Origin of the sequence: Lacihabitans sp. LS3-19, assembly GCF_024343575.1 — a bacterium.
Taxonomy (GTDB): domain Bacteria; phylum Bacteroidota; class Bacteroidia; order Cytophagales; family Spirosomataceae; genus Leadbetterella.
Genome location: NZ_RJUA01000120.1, coordinates 136221 through 153040, shown reverse-complemented (window position 1 = coordinate 153040; position 16820 = coordinate 136221). Strand labels below are relative to the sequence as shown.

Genomic DNA, 16820 nt, shown 5'->3' with positions numbered 1-16820 from the left:
ACATGAGCAATAATAGTTTTGGTGTTCCAGAAATCCTAACTGGATTGTGGACCTACAGAAGTTTTTTAAGTGATCCTAATATCGATGCAGATTTTGATTCCTTGGAATTTGGAAGAGGAAACATAAAAATCAATGAAGGACCAATGCAAACCTTGGATGGATTGATATACGGACCAGGCTGGGAACTGAAACTTGCCGGTTCTATCGGCTACGGAAATCCATTTACCTTACAATTTCAAGGAAAAGGAATAGTAGGAGGAGCTGAGTGGATTTATAATTATGTCGGATATTATGTGCCCAATTGGGTAAACGGCGTGGATCAAAGGCCTGCCATTGTGGGTACAATAGTTAGGGTTATTCCTCATCCAACGGGTAACCAAGGCCAATCCACTGCACCTGCTGGCGTTGTGGCTCAATGGATTGCCGTAAAACAAAATTAACTTAACAAAATGGAGGAAGGTTTCACCTACGATGTGGTCATATTGGGCGGTGGAGTGGCTGGTTGTGCTACTGCCATTGCTTTAAAAAACCATCAAGAATCACTAAAAATAGCGATTTTAGAGCGTGATGGTTTTGTAGGAGAAGCTTTTCGTGTTGGCGAAACATTACCACCGCATGCCGGCCAACAATTACAGCATTTGGGCATATTTGAAAACTTTAATGCTTTGGGATTCAATCGCTCCTTTGGTACATCCTCAGCTTGGGGATCTTCTGAGCTGAAAACCAACGAATTCCTGTTTTCGCCATTTGGCTACGGCTGGAACATAGACAGAGGTTTGTTTGATCAATTTATGATAAATGAAGCCAAAAGTAAAGGCGTTACTTTTTTTCATAAGACTAGCTGCTATGATGCGGCCTGGGAAGGTGAAAAATGGAATTTAAAATGCAAACAAGACGGAAAAGAAAAGCAATTCATTGCCAAGTTTGTTGTTGATGCTACAGGCAAAAAATCAGCTTTCTCAAAACTCCAAGGTGCCAGTAAGCTAGTAAAAGATCAGCTAATTGGAATTTATAGGTATTACAGTTTAAAAAATATACCTAAAACTGACCTTCAATATGGTACTTGTATAGAAACAAATAGCATGGGTTGGTGGTACAGTGCTACTTTACCAAATGATACCTTGGTCTTGAGTTATTTAACTGATGCTGATATTGCCAATGATTTTCAATTCCGCAAAACTGAGGTTTTTGACGATTTAATGAAGGATTCTAATTATACTTTTAAAAGAATAAAAGGGGCAGAAGTTATTTCAGAAATCAAAGTTGTGGCTGCACATACGCAGTATTTAAACAACGTAGTCGGCAAAGGCTGGTTAGCTGTGGGAGACGCCGCCTCAAGCTACGACCCTATTTCTTCTTTGGGTATATTTAAGTCTTTGATTATGAGTAGATTTGCTGCATTTTCTATATGTGATAACTTGAAAGGAGACGTCAATGCATTAAAGAAATATGAGCATATTGTAAAACAAGATTTTGAAGCATATCAATCTAAAAAAACAGCCTATTATAACCAAGAAATACGATTTAAAAATCATTTTTTTTGGAAAAGAAGACAATCATTTTAAACATAAAACAAAAAAAACATGAAAACTAAATTACTTTTTAAAACAAGGAAAAGCCCTTTCTATTTCTTGTTAGTTCCTTTTGTCTTAATCTTTTTTATTACTTCATCTTGCAAAGAGCAAACGGAAGCAACAAAGTCGCCCATTGCACTTTCGCCAGATATTCCTGTCGACGTAGACCCTGTTTTACAAGCTGAGCTAAAAGCCAAAAATGATAATTATTATCAGTTAAATCAGGCATTCAATAAATATAGTTGGCAAGCAATAGTAGCAATATTTTGGCCTTATGGCAAAGACCAAAAACCGATGCCTAGTTTTACGGATAAAGGCAAACCTTATTGGCTTACTTGGAAAGAGGCCATGCAAGTTTATCGTCCAGACGGTGGTGAGCCAGCTAAATGGGATGGTAAAAGAATTGGTAAAGACCTTGGCTTAGAAAACGGGGCTGTTGCCGAAGAAGACATCAGGATTTATTTATCATCTGAAACGCCGGCTCATAAAGGAAAGGCTAAGTTTAGAAACTTTGCTGACGAAACCGACCAAGCCTTTGCAGGTGAGTTATTTGACCAAAACGGAAACGTGGTTTTGTATGAGGTTTTGATGAACAAAGCCGAATATGAATATCTAGTAGCCAATAAGTTGTACAATATCAATGGTCAAATAGAATTTACGAGTAAAAATCAAATTGCCAATTTTCCTCCAGGAGATTTTAAAACAAATCAAGTTGGAGCTGTAGAGATAAAATTTGCTTGGAAAGTACTCCAAGAAACCGATATCAAAGAGAGATATTTTGTAAACAAAGGCTATGTGGTGGATGAAAAAACCAAGAAACTCGTCATTAAAGATTTGGGAATGATTGGCTTTCACATTAGCCAAAAAACGCCTACCGGCAAGCAGTGGGTTTGGTCTACTTTCGAACAAATTGATAACTTAGATCAGAATGTAGTGGATATCAATGGAATTAAAAAAACTATTCACCCTACGCTGACCGATCCTAATTGTGAGCTTTGCCCCGTTAATATCAATGTGGTAGACGCCAATGGAACTCCGACTACCTTTACTTATAATTCAAATGAGCACAGCAATTATTGGCTAATCAAGGATAACCCCACTAAATTTTATGCCAATACCAATATATTCAAAACACAAGCAAAACGCATGATTGATATTCCTGTAAGAGTGCAGGATTTAAATAAAGAAATGCAAGCTTATTTTAAATCACAAAATAGTGTATTTCAATATTACCAACTCATTGATACACAATACCCAATAGACCAAAATGTTTTGCCAGCTAATAGTACCGAAAAAGGTTATAAACTGCCTGAATCTGCAACCAATAAGCCAGGTGGAAACCCGAACTTGGCATTTTTGACCAATATTACAATGGAGACATTTTTTCAAATAGGAAACCAGCCGGCATCAGCTTTTATGGAAGCAAATCCCAAAAGCGATATTCAAGTATTTGGAACTGAAAGCTGTATGGGTTGCCATTCAAGTGCGGGAATCTATAACGGTGTTGGCAAAAACAATACGCCTACCACTTTGCCTCAGTTGTCAGGAGATTTCAGTTGGCTACTAACGCAAAAAGCACAATGGTATAAACCCAAAAAATAGATAAACGTTAAAGAAAATTGCAAGCGAAGCGAATGACAATTTGCTTCGCTTGCTTCTAATTCTATTAAAACTTAAACACTTATTTTATGGAAAATAAAGCAAAAAGTACTTGTTCATGTTCGAGCACCAAAATTCCTGATACTAAGAAAATGAATGCTCTAAACATAGTTTCCGCTATATTTCTTTTCTTGTTTCCAAAGTGTCCCATCTGCTGGGCAGCCTATGCTTCTTTTTTTAGTTTTATAGGTTTGAACCATATTAAGTACAATTCCAACTGGAAATATGCCATATTATTGGTCTTTCTATTCGGCAGTTTTTTACTCCTCAAAAGACATTTTCAAAATAAAGCTTGGATAAATATCACCTTATATGGTGTGGGTTTGAGTCTTTTATTTGCAGTTCGATATCTGAATTTTTCACAAATTGGTTGGTTAGTCTTGATTTCCTTATTGATGATGGCCAGCAATATCAAATTTAATTCTAAAATTTCTGGTAAATTCAAGTTCAATCCGATGTAATGGTTTTTAAAACAGAATTTCGTGCTTAAGCGAAACTTAGAAATATTTAATTCTATTTTTCCAATATAAGCTTTCAGGCCATCTTTTTTCAATATCATAATGTTGAACTAACTTTTCCATATAGGTTGCAAAAGCACTTTCCAAAATATACCTATAAGCGTTAAATCCGTCTTTATTTCCTAGAAGATAATCTGAAATTGCATTTCCGGCATAATAGCCTGATCCTAAGGCCGAAGTAATACCGTAAGAAGATATTGGGTCATAAGAAAAAGCGGCATCCCCTACCGCCAACCAATTTTCTCCAAAAGGAATACTTAACCTGGTAGTTCCTGCAGGTATTTGCTTTACGTTTTCTAATGATGATCCAGAAAGCATTACAAATTTGTATAAATGTATAGTACTTTTTAATTCTCTTTTTAAAAATTGAGGCAAATCTTTCTTTAGTGGTATTAGGTTTTGCAATGTAAAAAACATAATATTAAGCTCATTATTACCTAATGGTGCCACATAAAACCAACCGTTCTCAGTAGCTTCTACAAAAATCTGCTGTTCGATTTGCTCGTTTAATTTTACTTTAAAAATTAAAGCAAACTGGGTATCCAAAGTCTGTTTTAAATGACCTAGCTTTATAGATACAGAAGCCTTTCTTCCTGTAGCATCTACAATAAAAGAACCCGCTAATTTAATAATTTTAGAATCTTTTTCGATTTCAACTTCTATTCTTGATGGCTTGTTTTCAATGGTTATTAATTTAAAACCTTCATAAAGTATTGAAGATGTGGTTTTTACCCGGTCTCGTAATTGTTTCTCAAAATATTGTCTGTCTAATAAGTATCCGTGGCCAAAAACTCCTTTTAGAAATTCCTTTTGCTGGAGTTCGGTATCGCCCCAACAACTCTTGTTTCCATAATAAGGAATATGCTTGGAATGCTTTACTAAATCTAAAATATTTAACTGTATCAAAAGCTGTTTGGCGTTAGGTGGTAAGGCTTCACCAGCTTTAACTTTAGGTTGATTATCTGCTTCAATTATACAGTTTGAAATTCCTCTTGCCGTTAAAGTCAAAGAGGTGGCGATCCCTGCTGGGCCACCACCTACTATTATAACCTGGTAATTAATTCTATCGCTCATCACGGGCAAGGGTTCTTCGAACTCTACTACTTTTTGGAGCCGAAGCTTTTAATAAAAATCTTCTTTCAGCGGCTGCCTCTAAGCTTGGGATTTCTGCTTTTTCGGCAAAAAGTACCTGGGCGAATGTAGGGTCTTTGTCTTCTTCCCTAAAATTTCTGCCTTTTTCAATCCAAGCTAATTCTGGAAGATATTCATTTTCACTGTTTGGTGAATTTTCTTCTTCTCTTGTAACAATTCCTAATTCATTCCATTCTTTTACCATTAGATTGATTTTTTTTAGATAGTCGCCGTCTATATCTCGCAACCAATCCTGCCTGTAATCAAAATGTTTCAGCCGTTGAGCTATATTTACAGTGCCATCCTTCATTCTTAAGTACCCGTCTTCTGCAAGCACTTGATTTGGCACGCGTGCTGCCCAAAACGAAGGCAATGGAAGATAATTGGAGACTGTGTAACCCGAAAGACAGCTGGCTTCGTCTGTTTGCCAGGGTACGCCCAACCATCTAGTTAATGACCCAGGACCACTTACAGAACAAGGCCCATTTACACCTAGTGCTATTTCTGGGGTTAACTCAGGACCAAAATCTAATTTTGTAGGCACACCTTCAGCTACAATTTTTAGTCTATAAGGTTTTTGCCACATTTGTTTTTCTCGCATAGGCCAGGTTAGTTCTATTCCTGGATGAAATGGCCCACCAAGACATTCTTCTAGCGGTGCTTGATTTAGGGAATCAATTTGTTCTTGTGGACTAAGAAGCTCAAATTCGGTTGGTACTGTAGGTTTACCCTCTATAAAGTTTCCAGAAGCCCATTTTGACAACCAATCATATTGAGTAATGGTCAAAGGTAAATCTACCATTGCAATTTCAGGCCATTCAGAAAATCCGTCGCCATAAAATGGGGGAACTTTTGCAGATGATAAATCCGTAGATTGTGGATTTCTAAACCAACTAAATACTCGCTCTCTAATTGATTTTGAACTTTCAGATGGGTCTTTTAAAAGATTTAATAGCTTTGGATCTGTAAAATCAGATGGGGAGTTTTTTCCAAAAAGCATAAAGAAACCTTGGTTAACCCATTGCGTATTGGTCATACGTTCAAAAATCGGATATATATGTTTCCAAAACTCTAGGCAAGCCTGAGCAGGGTTAGGATAGTTCATTTCTCTTATAAACATATCCTGAACCACGTCGTTCATCGTAACCACGCCATACAGACCTGGACCAAAATTTGGCGGTGTTACTGCCACCACTGCTGGTTCGGCCACTAAGCTTTTTCCATTTATTTCTACTGTTGCTCTAATTACACCGTCGCAGGTATCATCATGCCAGCCATCGTTATTTGCAAAAGTGGTTGCAGGAATATTGTCTTTTGAAGCCGCACCTCCGTTACCAGAGAAAAATAGTAAGCGACCGTCTTCATCGGTTTGCAAATGCCCCAAGTCTACTTTTGTACCATAGAAAGAGCCATCGTCAAAATGTGGACTTGTTTGGTTTTGACCTTGGATAGTTCTCTGACTCGGGATAATGGCCAATTGACTTCTATCAGACCCAATAACATTATTGTTTCTCGGCAATGATGGTGATTTGCTATAATTTCCAAGATCCATGGCATTGTTAAATTGATACCAAGCAGCTTTTACATTTGCTACATCAACCGTCCATTTGATGGTTGCCATATCAGATTTTACTTCGCCCAGAGCTATACCTGCTTTATCAAAAGCATATACTCTGAACCTTGCTACTTGTTTTTTTATTTTGCCAAATCGGTCTTTATACCCACCATCTGGTGTTTTTTCCATGCCAGGTATATCCGAAGCGAGAAAATATGCATCAGAGTTTCCTATTCTTGCAATACCTATCGGAGGATAGATTGCTAAACTGTTAATTTCATTAATATTCATTTTTCTTTTGCTTTATTATTCTGGACAAATAAATGGATAGTGTTTCTCGTCTATAATTGGTTTTATACTAAAAAAATCATTTAAAACCGATTCTGAAGTACAAAAAGCTCCCTCTACCCAAGCCTGGTCATTTGAGTAGGTTTCACCTACGATAAAAATATTGCTGTCTTTTCCATGAATCAACTGCGAAGGCTTTCTGATTTTTCTTTGCACATCGCCTAAATTATAATGCGACTTATATGCATGGTAACCCGCATTAAACGGCGGGAGAGACCAGTCCATGTACTTGGTTTCGAGTGGCTCTGGTACTGATGAATAATCAGACTGAGGACCGAAATGTAATGCTGCCAACTGTTGGCGTAACATTTTTATCATTACCGGCGGTGCTGCTCGTGGTCCCTCAAGTGGTTGTATGTCTCTTGATTCTGGAATTTTCCTTTTTGCGAAAGGCCCAAGTTCTAGCGGTTTCCAAAATGTGGTGTACACTATATCATCATAACTGGCCAATATGCCATAGACTTTTTTACCTTTCTTATTCAAAGCATTGTCTCCAAAATATACCACCTGTCGGATTGGCATATCTGTTATACTTGGCCCAATCGTATCCAATTCTGCCACCGCTAAGATTTGATTTTCCTCCTTAATGCTTAATCTCTCCTCTGTTTGTGATTGAATAGCCTCTAAAAAACTCGCTTTATCATTATACGAAGTTCCGATAATTTGAAATGGTTTTTTAGCGTTTTCAATTGCTTTTAAATATTTAGCTGGAAATTTCTCCTTTTCTAATTTTCCAATTCCTTCCTTGGTTAAGAAATAGCTCGTAAGTTTTGCTGGATAGGTCGGGCCGCCGGTTGGGGTGTTTCTCCACCATGGTTCGTCAAAAAACATTCCTATTTTATAAGAAGGCTCCATCATAACAGACTCAAGGTACAATTGAACTTTTTCATCATTCAGAACATCCAAGCCTTCTTTATCGCTGTATCTTGTGGCTTGAGCTACCAATTCTATGGCCGCTCTTGGCATGGCTAAAAACGCGGCATCACAAGTTTTGCTTTCTGATAAATTGTCAGGTGCTGCCCGAGTGGCAGTGGTGTAATTGATGCCCTCTTCGGTATCAAGTATTGAGCGAAGTCTTGTATTTGGATGATATTCTAATATTATACCTTTCTTTTTTGCTAACTCGACTACTTCATTAAATAAACCATCAAAAAGACTCGAAAAGCCCTTGACTAGGGTTTTGTACTCAGTTCCTGGCGTAAACTCATCGTTGACATTAAAGGATTGTGCACTATGGCTATTTACTACATTCGATGAGTAGCCGTTGCCGTCTGACAAATAGGAAAAGCCCTCTTGGCCTAGTCTGTCATAGCCAAGATTCCAATAGCCGATATCTTTCAATAAGTCGCCTTTTTTGAAAATTGCACTCTCTGCTGTTTCAATATTTATTTTTCCTTCTTCATAAAACCTGCACCACTCTCTGCGAGTGGTAGGACCCGACTCTTGTGTTATAGCCACCGTCTGGATAGTCGTAAAACCATCATCTGGTGGAGCATCGGCTCCGTAGTTAGCGGAATTATATGGTGCTGACTGATTTGAATTGATGTCTGATATATACATGTTTTTAGCCCTCAAAGACATCAGCGGGTCTGCAGATTCATTAAATGGCACAGAATATTTTTTAAGATCTAACTTGTGAATAGTTTCAGTAACCACTCTATGGCCAGCACCCATTGGAGAGCCGTCCCAGTGCGAATACCGCATACCACCTAATTCTAAATAGGAATTTTCCTTATTGTCTTGATAATGCCAGGTGCATACTCTAGCACCCGGAGCTCTTGTACCGCTTTGTTTTTTAGAAAAATCGTACTGCCCCCAATCGTATAATTCCAATACGTCGCCTGGTACCAGCATTTTCTCATTATTTTCTTCTTTCGATTTACCGTCGAGCAATCGCCAAGCCGTGTAAAGTCCTGCAGCTCCAGCTCCAAAAATGGAATAAGTTTTTTTATTCATGACTATATATTTTTTTGTTATAATTTTTATTCATTTCCCAGCCTAGCCATCTGCTGAGCAAGGTCTTTTTGTGGTATTACGATTTCCACCAAAGTCGGTAGATTTGTTTTTTCCTTAAGTTTATGCAATACTTTTTTTAAGTCTGATATTGTTTCAGCACGATAGCTATTTGCTCCAAATGCCTTTGCTAATGCTTGATAGTCCCATTTAGGTAGAATATCAAAGGCATCAAATTTGTGCTGTGGACCGGCCTTAAATGAGTTAATATCCACATAAACTTGCTCTATCGCATAGACCCCATTGCTCATCACAAATATTATGGCGTTTAATTTATATTTTACCAATGTAGAAAGCGATTGTGCTATCATCATAAAACCACCATCTCCAGCTACAGTCCAGGCTTGTTTTCGGCTTCCTAGCTGAGCACCCGATGCTGCTCCTGTTTCAAATCCAATACATTGCCAAGCAGCAGACGATATGTAGGTATTTTGAGACATTCCGTAAATATTAGTAGCCACATACATGGCCGAACTTACGCCATAAGTCATTATTATTTCATCTAGCATTTTATTCTTTTTCAGAAATGCCGTTGTTTGCTCAAAAAACCGATTATAGGTAATAGTTTCATCATTTTCCTTGTATTTCGGGTCAGAATTTGAGCTCCATGGCTCTGGAAATTTTGGCTGAGCAGGGGCTTTTAATGTTAAAGGATATGCTTTGGCTTTTTTAAATAGTTCTATTAAACCATCAAGAAAATCTCCAAGACTGACATTTTGATAAGTAAAATAGCCCGCTCGCATTTCTTGGGTAGTGCATATTATCATATCTGAAAACTTATTTTCGACCAACCATAGGTAGTCGTCAGTGATGATGGTCCCTAAAGAAATTATACAGTCGGCTGCTTCTACTATTTGGATGACCTCCGGAATGGAGGCTTGGTCGGCATAAGTTCCAATAAATTTATCGCCTTTTTCGTCCAGAACAGTCTTTCCTAATGTGGTGGTTGTGTATAAAAAACCACTTTCTTTTATCAATTTTTCTAATTTTTCTGCCAAACCATGTCTTAGAATCTCAACCCCGGCAAAGATTAAAGGCGATTTTGCCAATTGTATTTGACTCCAAGCTTGTGTTAAGGCATTTTGAAGAGACGCAGGCTCACTTTTAGGAACAATAGCCTTGAGTTTGGTATTTGATGGTTTCGGACATGGTTCTGCCCAAACTTCTTTATAGCAGGCAATATACACAGGACGCTGGTGCGTAAGAGCCGCTATAATAAGCTTGTCGATTTTTTCAGGAGCGTTTGCAGATGTGCTTAAAGTTTCTGCAGCTACAGTAACCCTCTCAAAAATCTCTTGGTCAGCATTTAAATTCCCCGTAGAATGATGGTAAAGTACATTATACATATTTCCGATTTGGCGAGCATCTGCACCAGGCGAGGCACTAATTACTATAACTGGGCTACGCTCCACATATGCTCCAGCTATGGCATTTAAGGCACTGTATGTACTTACGCCATATTGTAATGACACAGCACCAAGGCCTCTGGTTCGGCCATAGGCATCAGCTGCGTATGCCGCATCTAGCTCATTTGAGGTGCCTATAGTTTCTATGCCTTCAAAATCCTCTAGAGCTTGTGTAAAGTGTTTTACATAATCTCCCGGTATTTGGAATACCTCCGTTACATTTAATTGTAACATCCTAGTAAGCAAATAGTCTGCCACTGTAAATTCTTTTTTAGTTTTCATGTATGCTTATTTAATTTTTAAACATTCTCTCTAAAACTCCAATTTTTTACCATTTATAATCTAATCTTGGACTTCAAATGGACAATAGTTTTACCCATAGAACAAGTATTAAATATGCCCTATTTTTGAATCCTAAGCATTTAAAATTTCTTTATCTAAGTACTATTTTAGCTTTGATGGTTTACAATGTTTTTATTATAGATGTAGGATGAAAATGGAATTTTGAAGGGCTTTTATTTTGCTTACTTAAATATTTCTTGAAGATATTTAAACGCTCAAATTAGCTTTCATTTATTTGGCTTGGGCTATATTTTTTAATTGTGAATTTGATAAATAATACAATCTTTTCTTTGACGATTGTACAAAATCAATAACTAATCGCTTACCTTATCAAAAGTAACCACTGCTTTTAATAATTCCAAAAAGTAGTTCAAAATCAGGTATTTATACCTATTAAGGCAGATGTTTTCCGCTAAAAGGATCTAAGAAGTAAATAGCCAAAACATAGGAAAGCATTAAGTTTAAAGCTTGAGATTTTTAAAAAGTTGGGTGTGCTGTATTCTAAAAATACTTTCCCTGATGAATTTTATCAGGAGCGGAATATTCGTAGGTTTTGTTTTTGAAAATTAATAATATATGGGATTGGAAATCCTATATTATCTAGCTTAGACAAGTATTTGAGAACTTGCCAAATAAGGGTCAATGGAGTTTTGCCCTAAAAATATCTTATTGAAACACAATAAATTTTTCTCGGTCAGTTAGTGAAAAATCGCAATGCCTTGGAGCGTCCGTATAGATATTTCCGCAGGCAGGACAAACGTAATATTTTGAGGGTAAACTATTCAATGTATTGCTATTGATATCTCCAAGAGCTTGCTCAAAAAAGAACTTATGTTTTTGTTCGGTTTTCATCGCATAAGTGAGACTTAAATGAGCTATTAAGTCCTCGGCGATTTCTGCTGTTTTTAAATAATCTGGATATTTTGTTTTAGCCGCTAAGGTTTCTTCTTTTATATTGTTTTCTAAATTCTCTTTGGTTGAATTTACCTGGAACTGAGGCGTAAATATAGGCAAAGTACCTCCGTCATCCTCTATTACAGCTTTATGATTTATAGCATGAATATTTTCGGATGCAGCCGCTGCATTATATAGCAAAGCCACATTGTGAAAGCCATCTTCCTCGGCTTTCTTTGAAAACGCTTCATATTTTGCTATTGAGGTCTTCTCAGCCTTATAGGCCGACAGCATATTTTCAATGGTTTTCTCTTTTGCCACCTTACGTTGTTCACTTGTTGGCGTTTTTTCAATCGTTTTATTGTTGCATGAGAAGATAAGAATGCAACAAAACATTCCTAAAAAAATACTAGAAGAAGTGAGATTCGATTTCATTTGCTTATAATTAATTAGCTGCAAATTAAACCTTTATCCTTATTCTGTATGTTATGCAATTTTTCTTTTAAATTGTAAAATTCTCACTTTTCTTCGGTTATGCTTAATAGACTTCGGCGTTTTTTGGTATAAGTAACTAGATATTTCTATTCACTAAGAAAAAATTAATTGAGCATTCTTAAAAATCAATTCCATTGATCCTCACTCCGATTGAGAAGAAGGGATTGGTCGACAATAACCTTGAGGTTTTAGTGAAAATATTTCTAATTTTTTAAAATTGATTAAGAGAAAGAGCCAAAATTTAAGAGGGAATTCGCTTGAGCTTCTCGATATTTTTAAAAAGCTGAGTATGTTGTTTTCTGAAAATACTTTTCATTATGAATTTTATCGGGAGTGGAGATTTAAAACTTATTTGTTCAGTAACGACCGTGTAATCGCCATCTTTTTTCAAGTTAAATTCCATTTCTATTTTTGTCATTTTCATTACCGTAGCCAGAATTTTTACCTGCTTTTCTTGCTCGTTTTTTTCGATTATTACAGGATAAGTAAACGAAAACGGTATAAAACCCAATTTCAAAGTCTCATGGACCAAATAATTTTCACCTCCCCTATCATCCATTTTAGAAATAACAGGATGTACCGAAACAAACTTTTCCATATCGGTCAGATACTCAAAAATTAGGTTTGGAGGTTTGTTTATGGTGAAGGTTTGGGTCATTGATGGTTTGTTTTTTAAAGTCAACAAAAAAAAGATTAAAACAAATTCATTTAGAACTATTATTTTAGATTGTTTTCAAACTTATTAATTTTAAAAATATGCTTAAAGTTTTTTTTTTGAATGATAATTAATAAGAAATAAAGCTTATGGATATATTTTATTTAAAATCTTCATAGAATTCACTTTTCATCTCATCCTTAATTCTTAAATTACAATAATCAATCTGACGATTTGCAAATTCTTTGTGTTCAAAATAATTTAATCTGTTGGGAAGTCCATTAATAACAGAAATTACATTCTTCCATGTCTTTTTTTCACTTTCTAATTTTGGTATTCTACTTCCAGAATAACTTTGAAAACTTTGAATAATTTCCAAATTCCTGAAAATCTCAAAATCACTATTTAGTTTAAGAAATCTTTCAAGAAACTCCATTTTTAAATCAGGATATTTATTGCAAATGATGCTAAAAACAACAACTATATATTTGTCGTTTATGAAATTTTTATCTATTGTAGATTCCAAATATTTTATTGGCTTATTTCCGTGTTTATCTCTTGCAGGCGAGAAAAAGGAAGCTACTGCATTCTCTGAAAAATAATAAGTTTCAGAACTTATATAAAATTCAAATATTGAGTCAATTATATCTATGTAATTATCCAAATCCCAAATAAAATCAAAGTTCTCATGCCCTAAGTCATGATATGATATTCTGTTTGGAGAATTAAATTTTAAAAGTCGAATTAAAACATTTGAATCAAGTTGCAACAAAGTTCTAAGTAACTTTTTCTCATAGTCGAAATGTTCCTCTATATCATTTGAATATAAATAAGCTTCAATTAGAGTTTCAATTGAGAAATTGTTAAATGAAAAACACTTTTCAATAAAATGCTGACCAACACTAATTTTAACTTGTTCCGTTTTAATTTTTGATAAAGCAATTTCAAGAATTTCAGAATAAATTTCTTTTTCTTCCTTTATCGCCTTATACTTACTAGCGAAAGTTAAATCCCAGAAAATACATTGTGAGTTCAAAGATTTAATTGAATCCAACAAATCTGAATATAGCAGTGATAAATGCTTTCCACTTATATTATCGACATTTAATGTTTGATGAAAACAGAACTTCGTATTTTTATTTAAACCAATAATTAATTTATAAAGCTCAAAATAAAGTTGTGGGGCGGTTTGAAAAAAGCGATTAAAAATGTAAGCAAGATTGAGGTTAAAACTAAACTTTGTGAAGTTGAGGCTAAGTGCTTTTAAAAAGAGATTTGCATCTGTTTCGGCAAGATTCCCAAATATTGTATTTAAAGAATTTTCATATTGCCATACTAGATTTCCTCGACTTACTTTTTTTACATTTTCTAATATTAAAGAAACATTGGTGAAAAGAGAATCATATTTAATTATATCAAAATCGCTACAAAACTCTTTTAGTTCCTTTTGATGAACTTTTTCCTCTTCTTGCCAACCTAATTCTTTTTTTCGTTTCCTGTCTCTTTTTAATACTTCTGCTAAATGATACAGCTTACTGTTATATTCACTTTTAATTGCATTAGAATAATCAACTTTAAGCCAGTCTAATCCTTCAAGTACATTTTGAAGGACAAAACAATCTTCAAATTCTTCAGGAGAAAAATGTTTATTAATTATCTGATAAATAAAATGTAAGTCATGTTTTAATATATCATCGGAATGTTTGTATTCATAATAATTTAGCCGATAAAATATTTGCAATACAATTGACTTATTTCCAGTTTGTAAAAGATAATTAAAACATTTAGTTCTAAATGATTTTATCGAATCTGAAAGCCATAAGTGATACGTATAAAATGTTATTGTTCTACCATTTCCTTCATCTTCTCTATACTCTAATTTTAAAAAACTTGGAAGTATTTCAGTTAAGACATTTTCATAAATTGCTTTATTTTTATTAGTTTGAGCATTTGCAATCAAAAAATCAAAGAGTATATGCTGAATGCGATATCCATAAATATAACCTAATCTCGAAAAGCTGAATTTCTCTTTTAGAGTATAAATTACAGCTGGCATTTTAGATGGAACTTTTATTGCATAATAAAACATAAGCTCCAATGCATCCTTAAAAAGTTCATCACTATGATATCTGAATCGAGATAAAATTTCAAGGTCTTTCCCCGTTCCATATGAGAATTCATTTAATTCATAACTATATCTATATTCTATTGTTGATTCCGCTTCTTGATTATCAATTTGTTTTTTTAAGAAATTGATTACTTGTGGACTTAAATAGAACCAAAATAAATCAAGATACTTTAATGAATTTTGATTTTCACCTTGCTTCTCAATATCGAACCATTTTTTTAGAATTAATGGTTTTAACTTTTTCTCTATATGCTTGTAGTTGAAAGTATTTATAACAGGAACAATAGTGTCAGTGATTCTGTTTTCATAGTCCAAGTAATTATTAAGAAAGAAATTAAAACTTAAAGTTTCGTTATCAATGACAGCTTTATAGAAAATATAAGTTGAAAATATCTGGTCTGATATTTTGACAACTTGTTGTTCGAACAAGTCGACTAATTCGGATTCATGCAGAGTATAACAAATCTCCCAAAACTTATTCTCTTCAACTTCAAGACTTTTAAAAATAAAATCACATAGTTCACGATTTTCTCTGTCAATCCGTGAAAAGAATGATATTAGAGCTAATGATTTCTGAGTAATTGGTTCTTTTAAAAGTTCAACTTCTTTAAATAAAGGTTCAAAGTATTCATCATAAATCTGGGATACGTCATTAAGCTCTAATATATTTTTAGCTTTAAGAGCAACTTTTGCACACATAATTGCCAATCGGGCATTTCCTTGAGCAATTTTTAGAATTCTATCAACATATGATGGTTCATTAATTTTAAAATCATCCGATTGAATAATATTTTTAATTTCATCATTTGAAAACGCTCCAATTTCAATCGATGCAGAATCGTAATTTATAGCAATTGACTTCACCTGTGGTAATGCATAATCTCTTACAGTAACTATTACCTTTAACGTTCTTGAAGCTCTTTCTTCAAATAGACTTAATATCCATTGGAAATTCTTGGCTAACCTATTTGCATCATCAACTAACAGTACATATTTTTTATCAATTCTGACAATAGTCTTAAGGTCTTCCCATATTGGAATCCCTTTATTTCCGATACATAAAAAGGAGAATTCATTTTTATCTGCATAAAGTTTTGCAAGTTCAATTGCAAACTTTGATTTTCCAGTTCCAGGAGCTCCATGAACTAATAATAAATCATTTGTTTCTAAATGCCTTAACCCATCTTCTAATTCCTTAACCCTACCAAAAAAGATATTACTTAAGGGTGTTGAGATTTTATTTTTTTCATAGTTAGCAATAAATTCAGAAGGTTCTTGAATTTGACCAGTTCCTACTTTGATTCCAACGTAAGTTCCTAAAATTGGATAATCAAGTACTGCAAATGCTAAATCTCTTATCCCTTTTAAATCAAGAATACACTTGGGATTATGTTTTTTACATAACTCTTCAAGATTTTTCTTTTCAACTGGTTTAATACGTTCAGTAAAGCATAAAATTACTTTATCAATTTCTTCTTTCTTTAAACAAGTCTTTGAAGTATCGAAGCAGTTTTCAATATCTGATTTTAATTTATTGTAAAAACTTTGACCTTTTTCTAATCTTTCTCTTGTAGTATATTCAGCAAAAATTAGTTCATTTTCAGCACTAGTAAAATATGAATCAGGAATACCTTTTCTTGACTTTTCTTTACCAATAACACTACCAATCGGTGTGATTGTATTTGGATTCAGTTTCAGATACAAAAAATGATTACAAAATTCTTGGAAGATGTCTCCATTAATTCTATCTAGAGCATTTTCTATTTGTACAGTGTCTATCATTTGCTCTAGTGAGTTAAGAAAAAAAATATTTTTTTCAAAATTGAGTTATTTACCATTGCTTTTGGACATATAAATGTTCAGTTTATGAATTATATTTTCATGATTATCGAAAAGTAAATAGTGTATTTTAGGAAGATTCAAAGGATTCAATTTTCGATACTTTTCTAATTAATTTCTATTTAATAAATTTAGATGATCAATAATTAAATCGTCTATTTACAGAGATTCATTAATTTTTCATTAATAATTTTCTTACAAACAAATATAGATATTGAGAACTTTATTTACAATAGTTTATTGGCCTTTTGGTTATTACTTGT

At 34.3% G+C, this 16820-nt stretch carries 11 protein-coding genes; 4 read left to right on the top strand and 7 right to left on the bottom strand.

Annotation, left to right across the window (positions count from 1 at the left end; translation table 11 throughout):
• The first annotated feature begins 2 nt into the window (after positions 1-2).
• The 4 genes from EGI22_RS18290 (at position 3) to EGI22_RS18275 (ending at position 3694) form a co-directional block, all read left to right on the top strand.
• Positions 3-440, top strand: coding sequence for a hypothetical protein (locus tag EGI22_RS18290; RefSeq protein WP_255069886.1), 438 nt, complete (start codon positions 3-5; stop codon positions 438-440).
• A gap of 9 nt (positions 441-449) precedes the next feature.
• On the top strand, positions 450-1565 hold the full coding sequence (locus EGI22_RS18285) for an NAD(P)/FAD-dependent oxidoreductase (protein WP_255069885.1): 1116 nt from the start codon (positions 450-452) through the stop codon (positions 1563-1565).
• Positions 1566-1583: 18 nt separating this feature from the next.
• Positions 1584-3176, top strand: coding sequence for a hypothetical protein (locus EGI22_RS18280; RefSeq protein WP_255069884.1), 1593 nt, complete (start codon positions 1584-1586; stop codon positions 3174-3176).
• A gap of 86 nt (positions 3177-3262) precedes the next feature.
• Entirely contained in the window at positions 3263-3694 is a 432-nt protein-coding gene (locus EGI22_RS18275; protein WP_255069883.1) for a hypothetical protein, read from the top strand.
• A 36-nt stretch (positions 3695-3730) separates the two neighbouring features.
• Here the strand turns inward: EGI22_RS18275 and EGI22_RS18270 are convergent, their stop codons facing one another.
• The 7 genes from EGI22_RS18270 to EGI22_RS18240 form a co-directional block, all read right to left on the bottom strand.
• The gene (locus EGI22_RS18270; protein WP_255069882.1) at positions 3731-4825 is read right to left on the bottom strand and encodes an NAD(P)/FAD-dependent oxidoreductase; all 1095 of its coding nucleotides are present in this window, start codon (positions 4823-4825) and stop codon (positions 3731-3733) included.
• Complete coding sequence (locus EGI22_RS18265; RefSeq protein WP_255069881.1) at positions 4815-6728, bottom strand: LodA/GoxA family CTQ-dependent oxidase; 1914 nt, start codon at positions 6726-6728, stop codon at positions 4815-4817. Before EGI22_RS18265 ends, EGI22_RS18270 begins: the two co-directional genes overlap by 11 nt.
• Positions 6729-6743: 15 nt before the next feature.
• A complete protein-coding gene (locus EGI22_RS18260; protein WP_255069880.1) occupies positions 6744-8741 on the bottom strand; it encodes an FAD-dependent oxidoreductase in 1998 nt (665 codons plus the stop codon).
• A 26-nt stretch (positions 8742-8767) separates the two neighbouring features.
• Positions 8768-10486, bottom strand: coding sequence for an alpha-keto acid decarboxylase family protein (locus EGI22_RS18255; protein WP_255069879.1), 1719 nt, complete (start codon positions 10484-10486; stop codon positions 8768-8770).
• A gap of 726 nt (positions 10487-11212) precedes the next feature.
• Positions 11213-11875 (bottom strand): rubrerythrin family protein, encoded by a 663-nt coding sequence (locus EGI22_RS18250; protein WP_255069878.1) that lies wholly within the window; start codon positions 11873-11875, stop codon positions 11213-11215.
• A 301-nt stretch (positions 11876-12176) separates the two neighbouring features.
• On the bottom strand, positions 12177-12593 hold the full coding sequence (locus EGI22_RS18245) for an SRPBCC family protein (RefSeq protein ID WP_255069877.1): 417 nt from the start codon (positions 12591-12593) through the stop codon (positions 12177-12179).
• Between the two features lie 157 nt (positions 12594-12750).
• A complete protein-coding gene (locus EGI22_RS18240) occupies positions 12751-16500 on the bottom strand; it encodes an AAA family ATPase (protein ID WP_255069876.1) in 3750 nt (1249 codons plus the stop codon).
• Between the last annotated feature and the right edge of the window lie 320 nt (positions 16501-16820).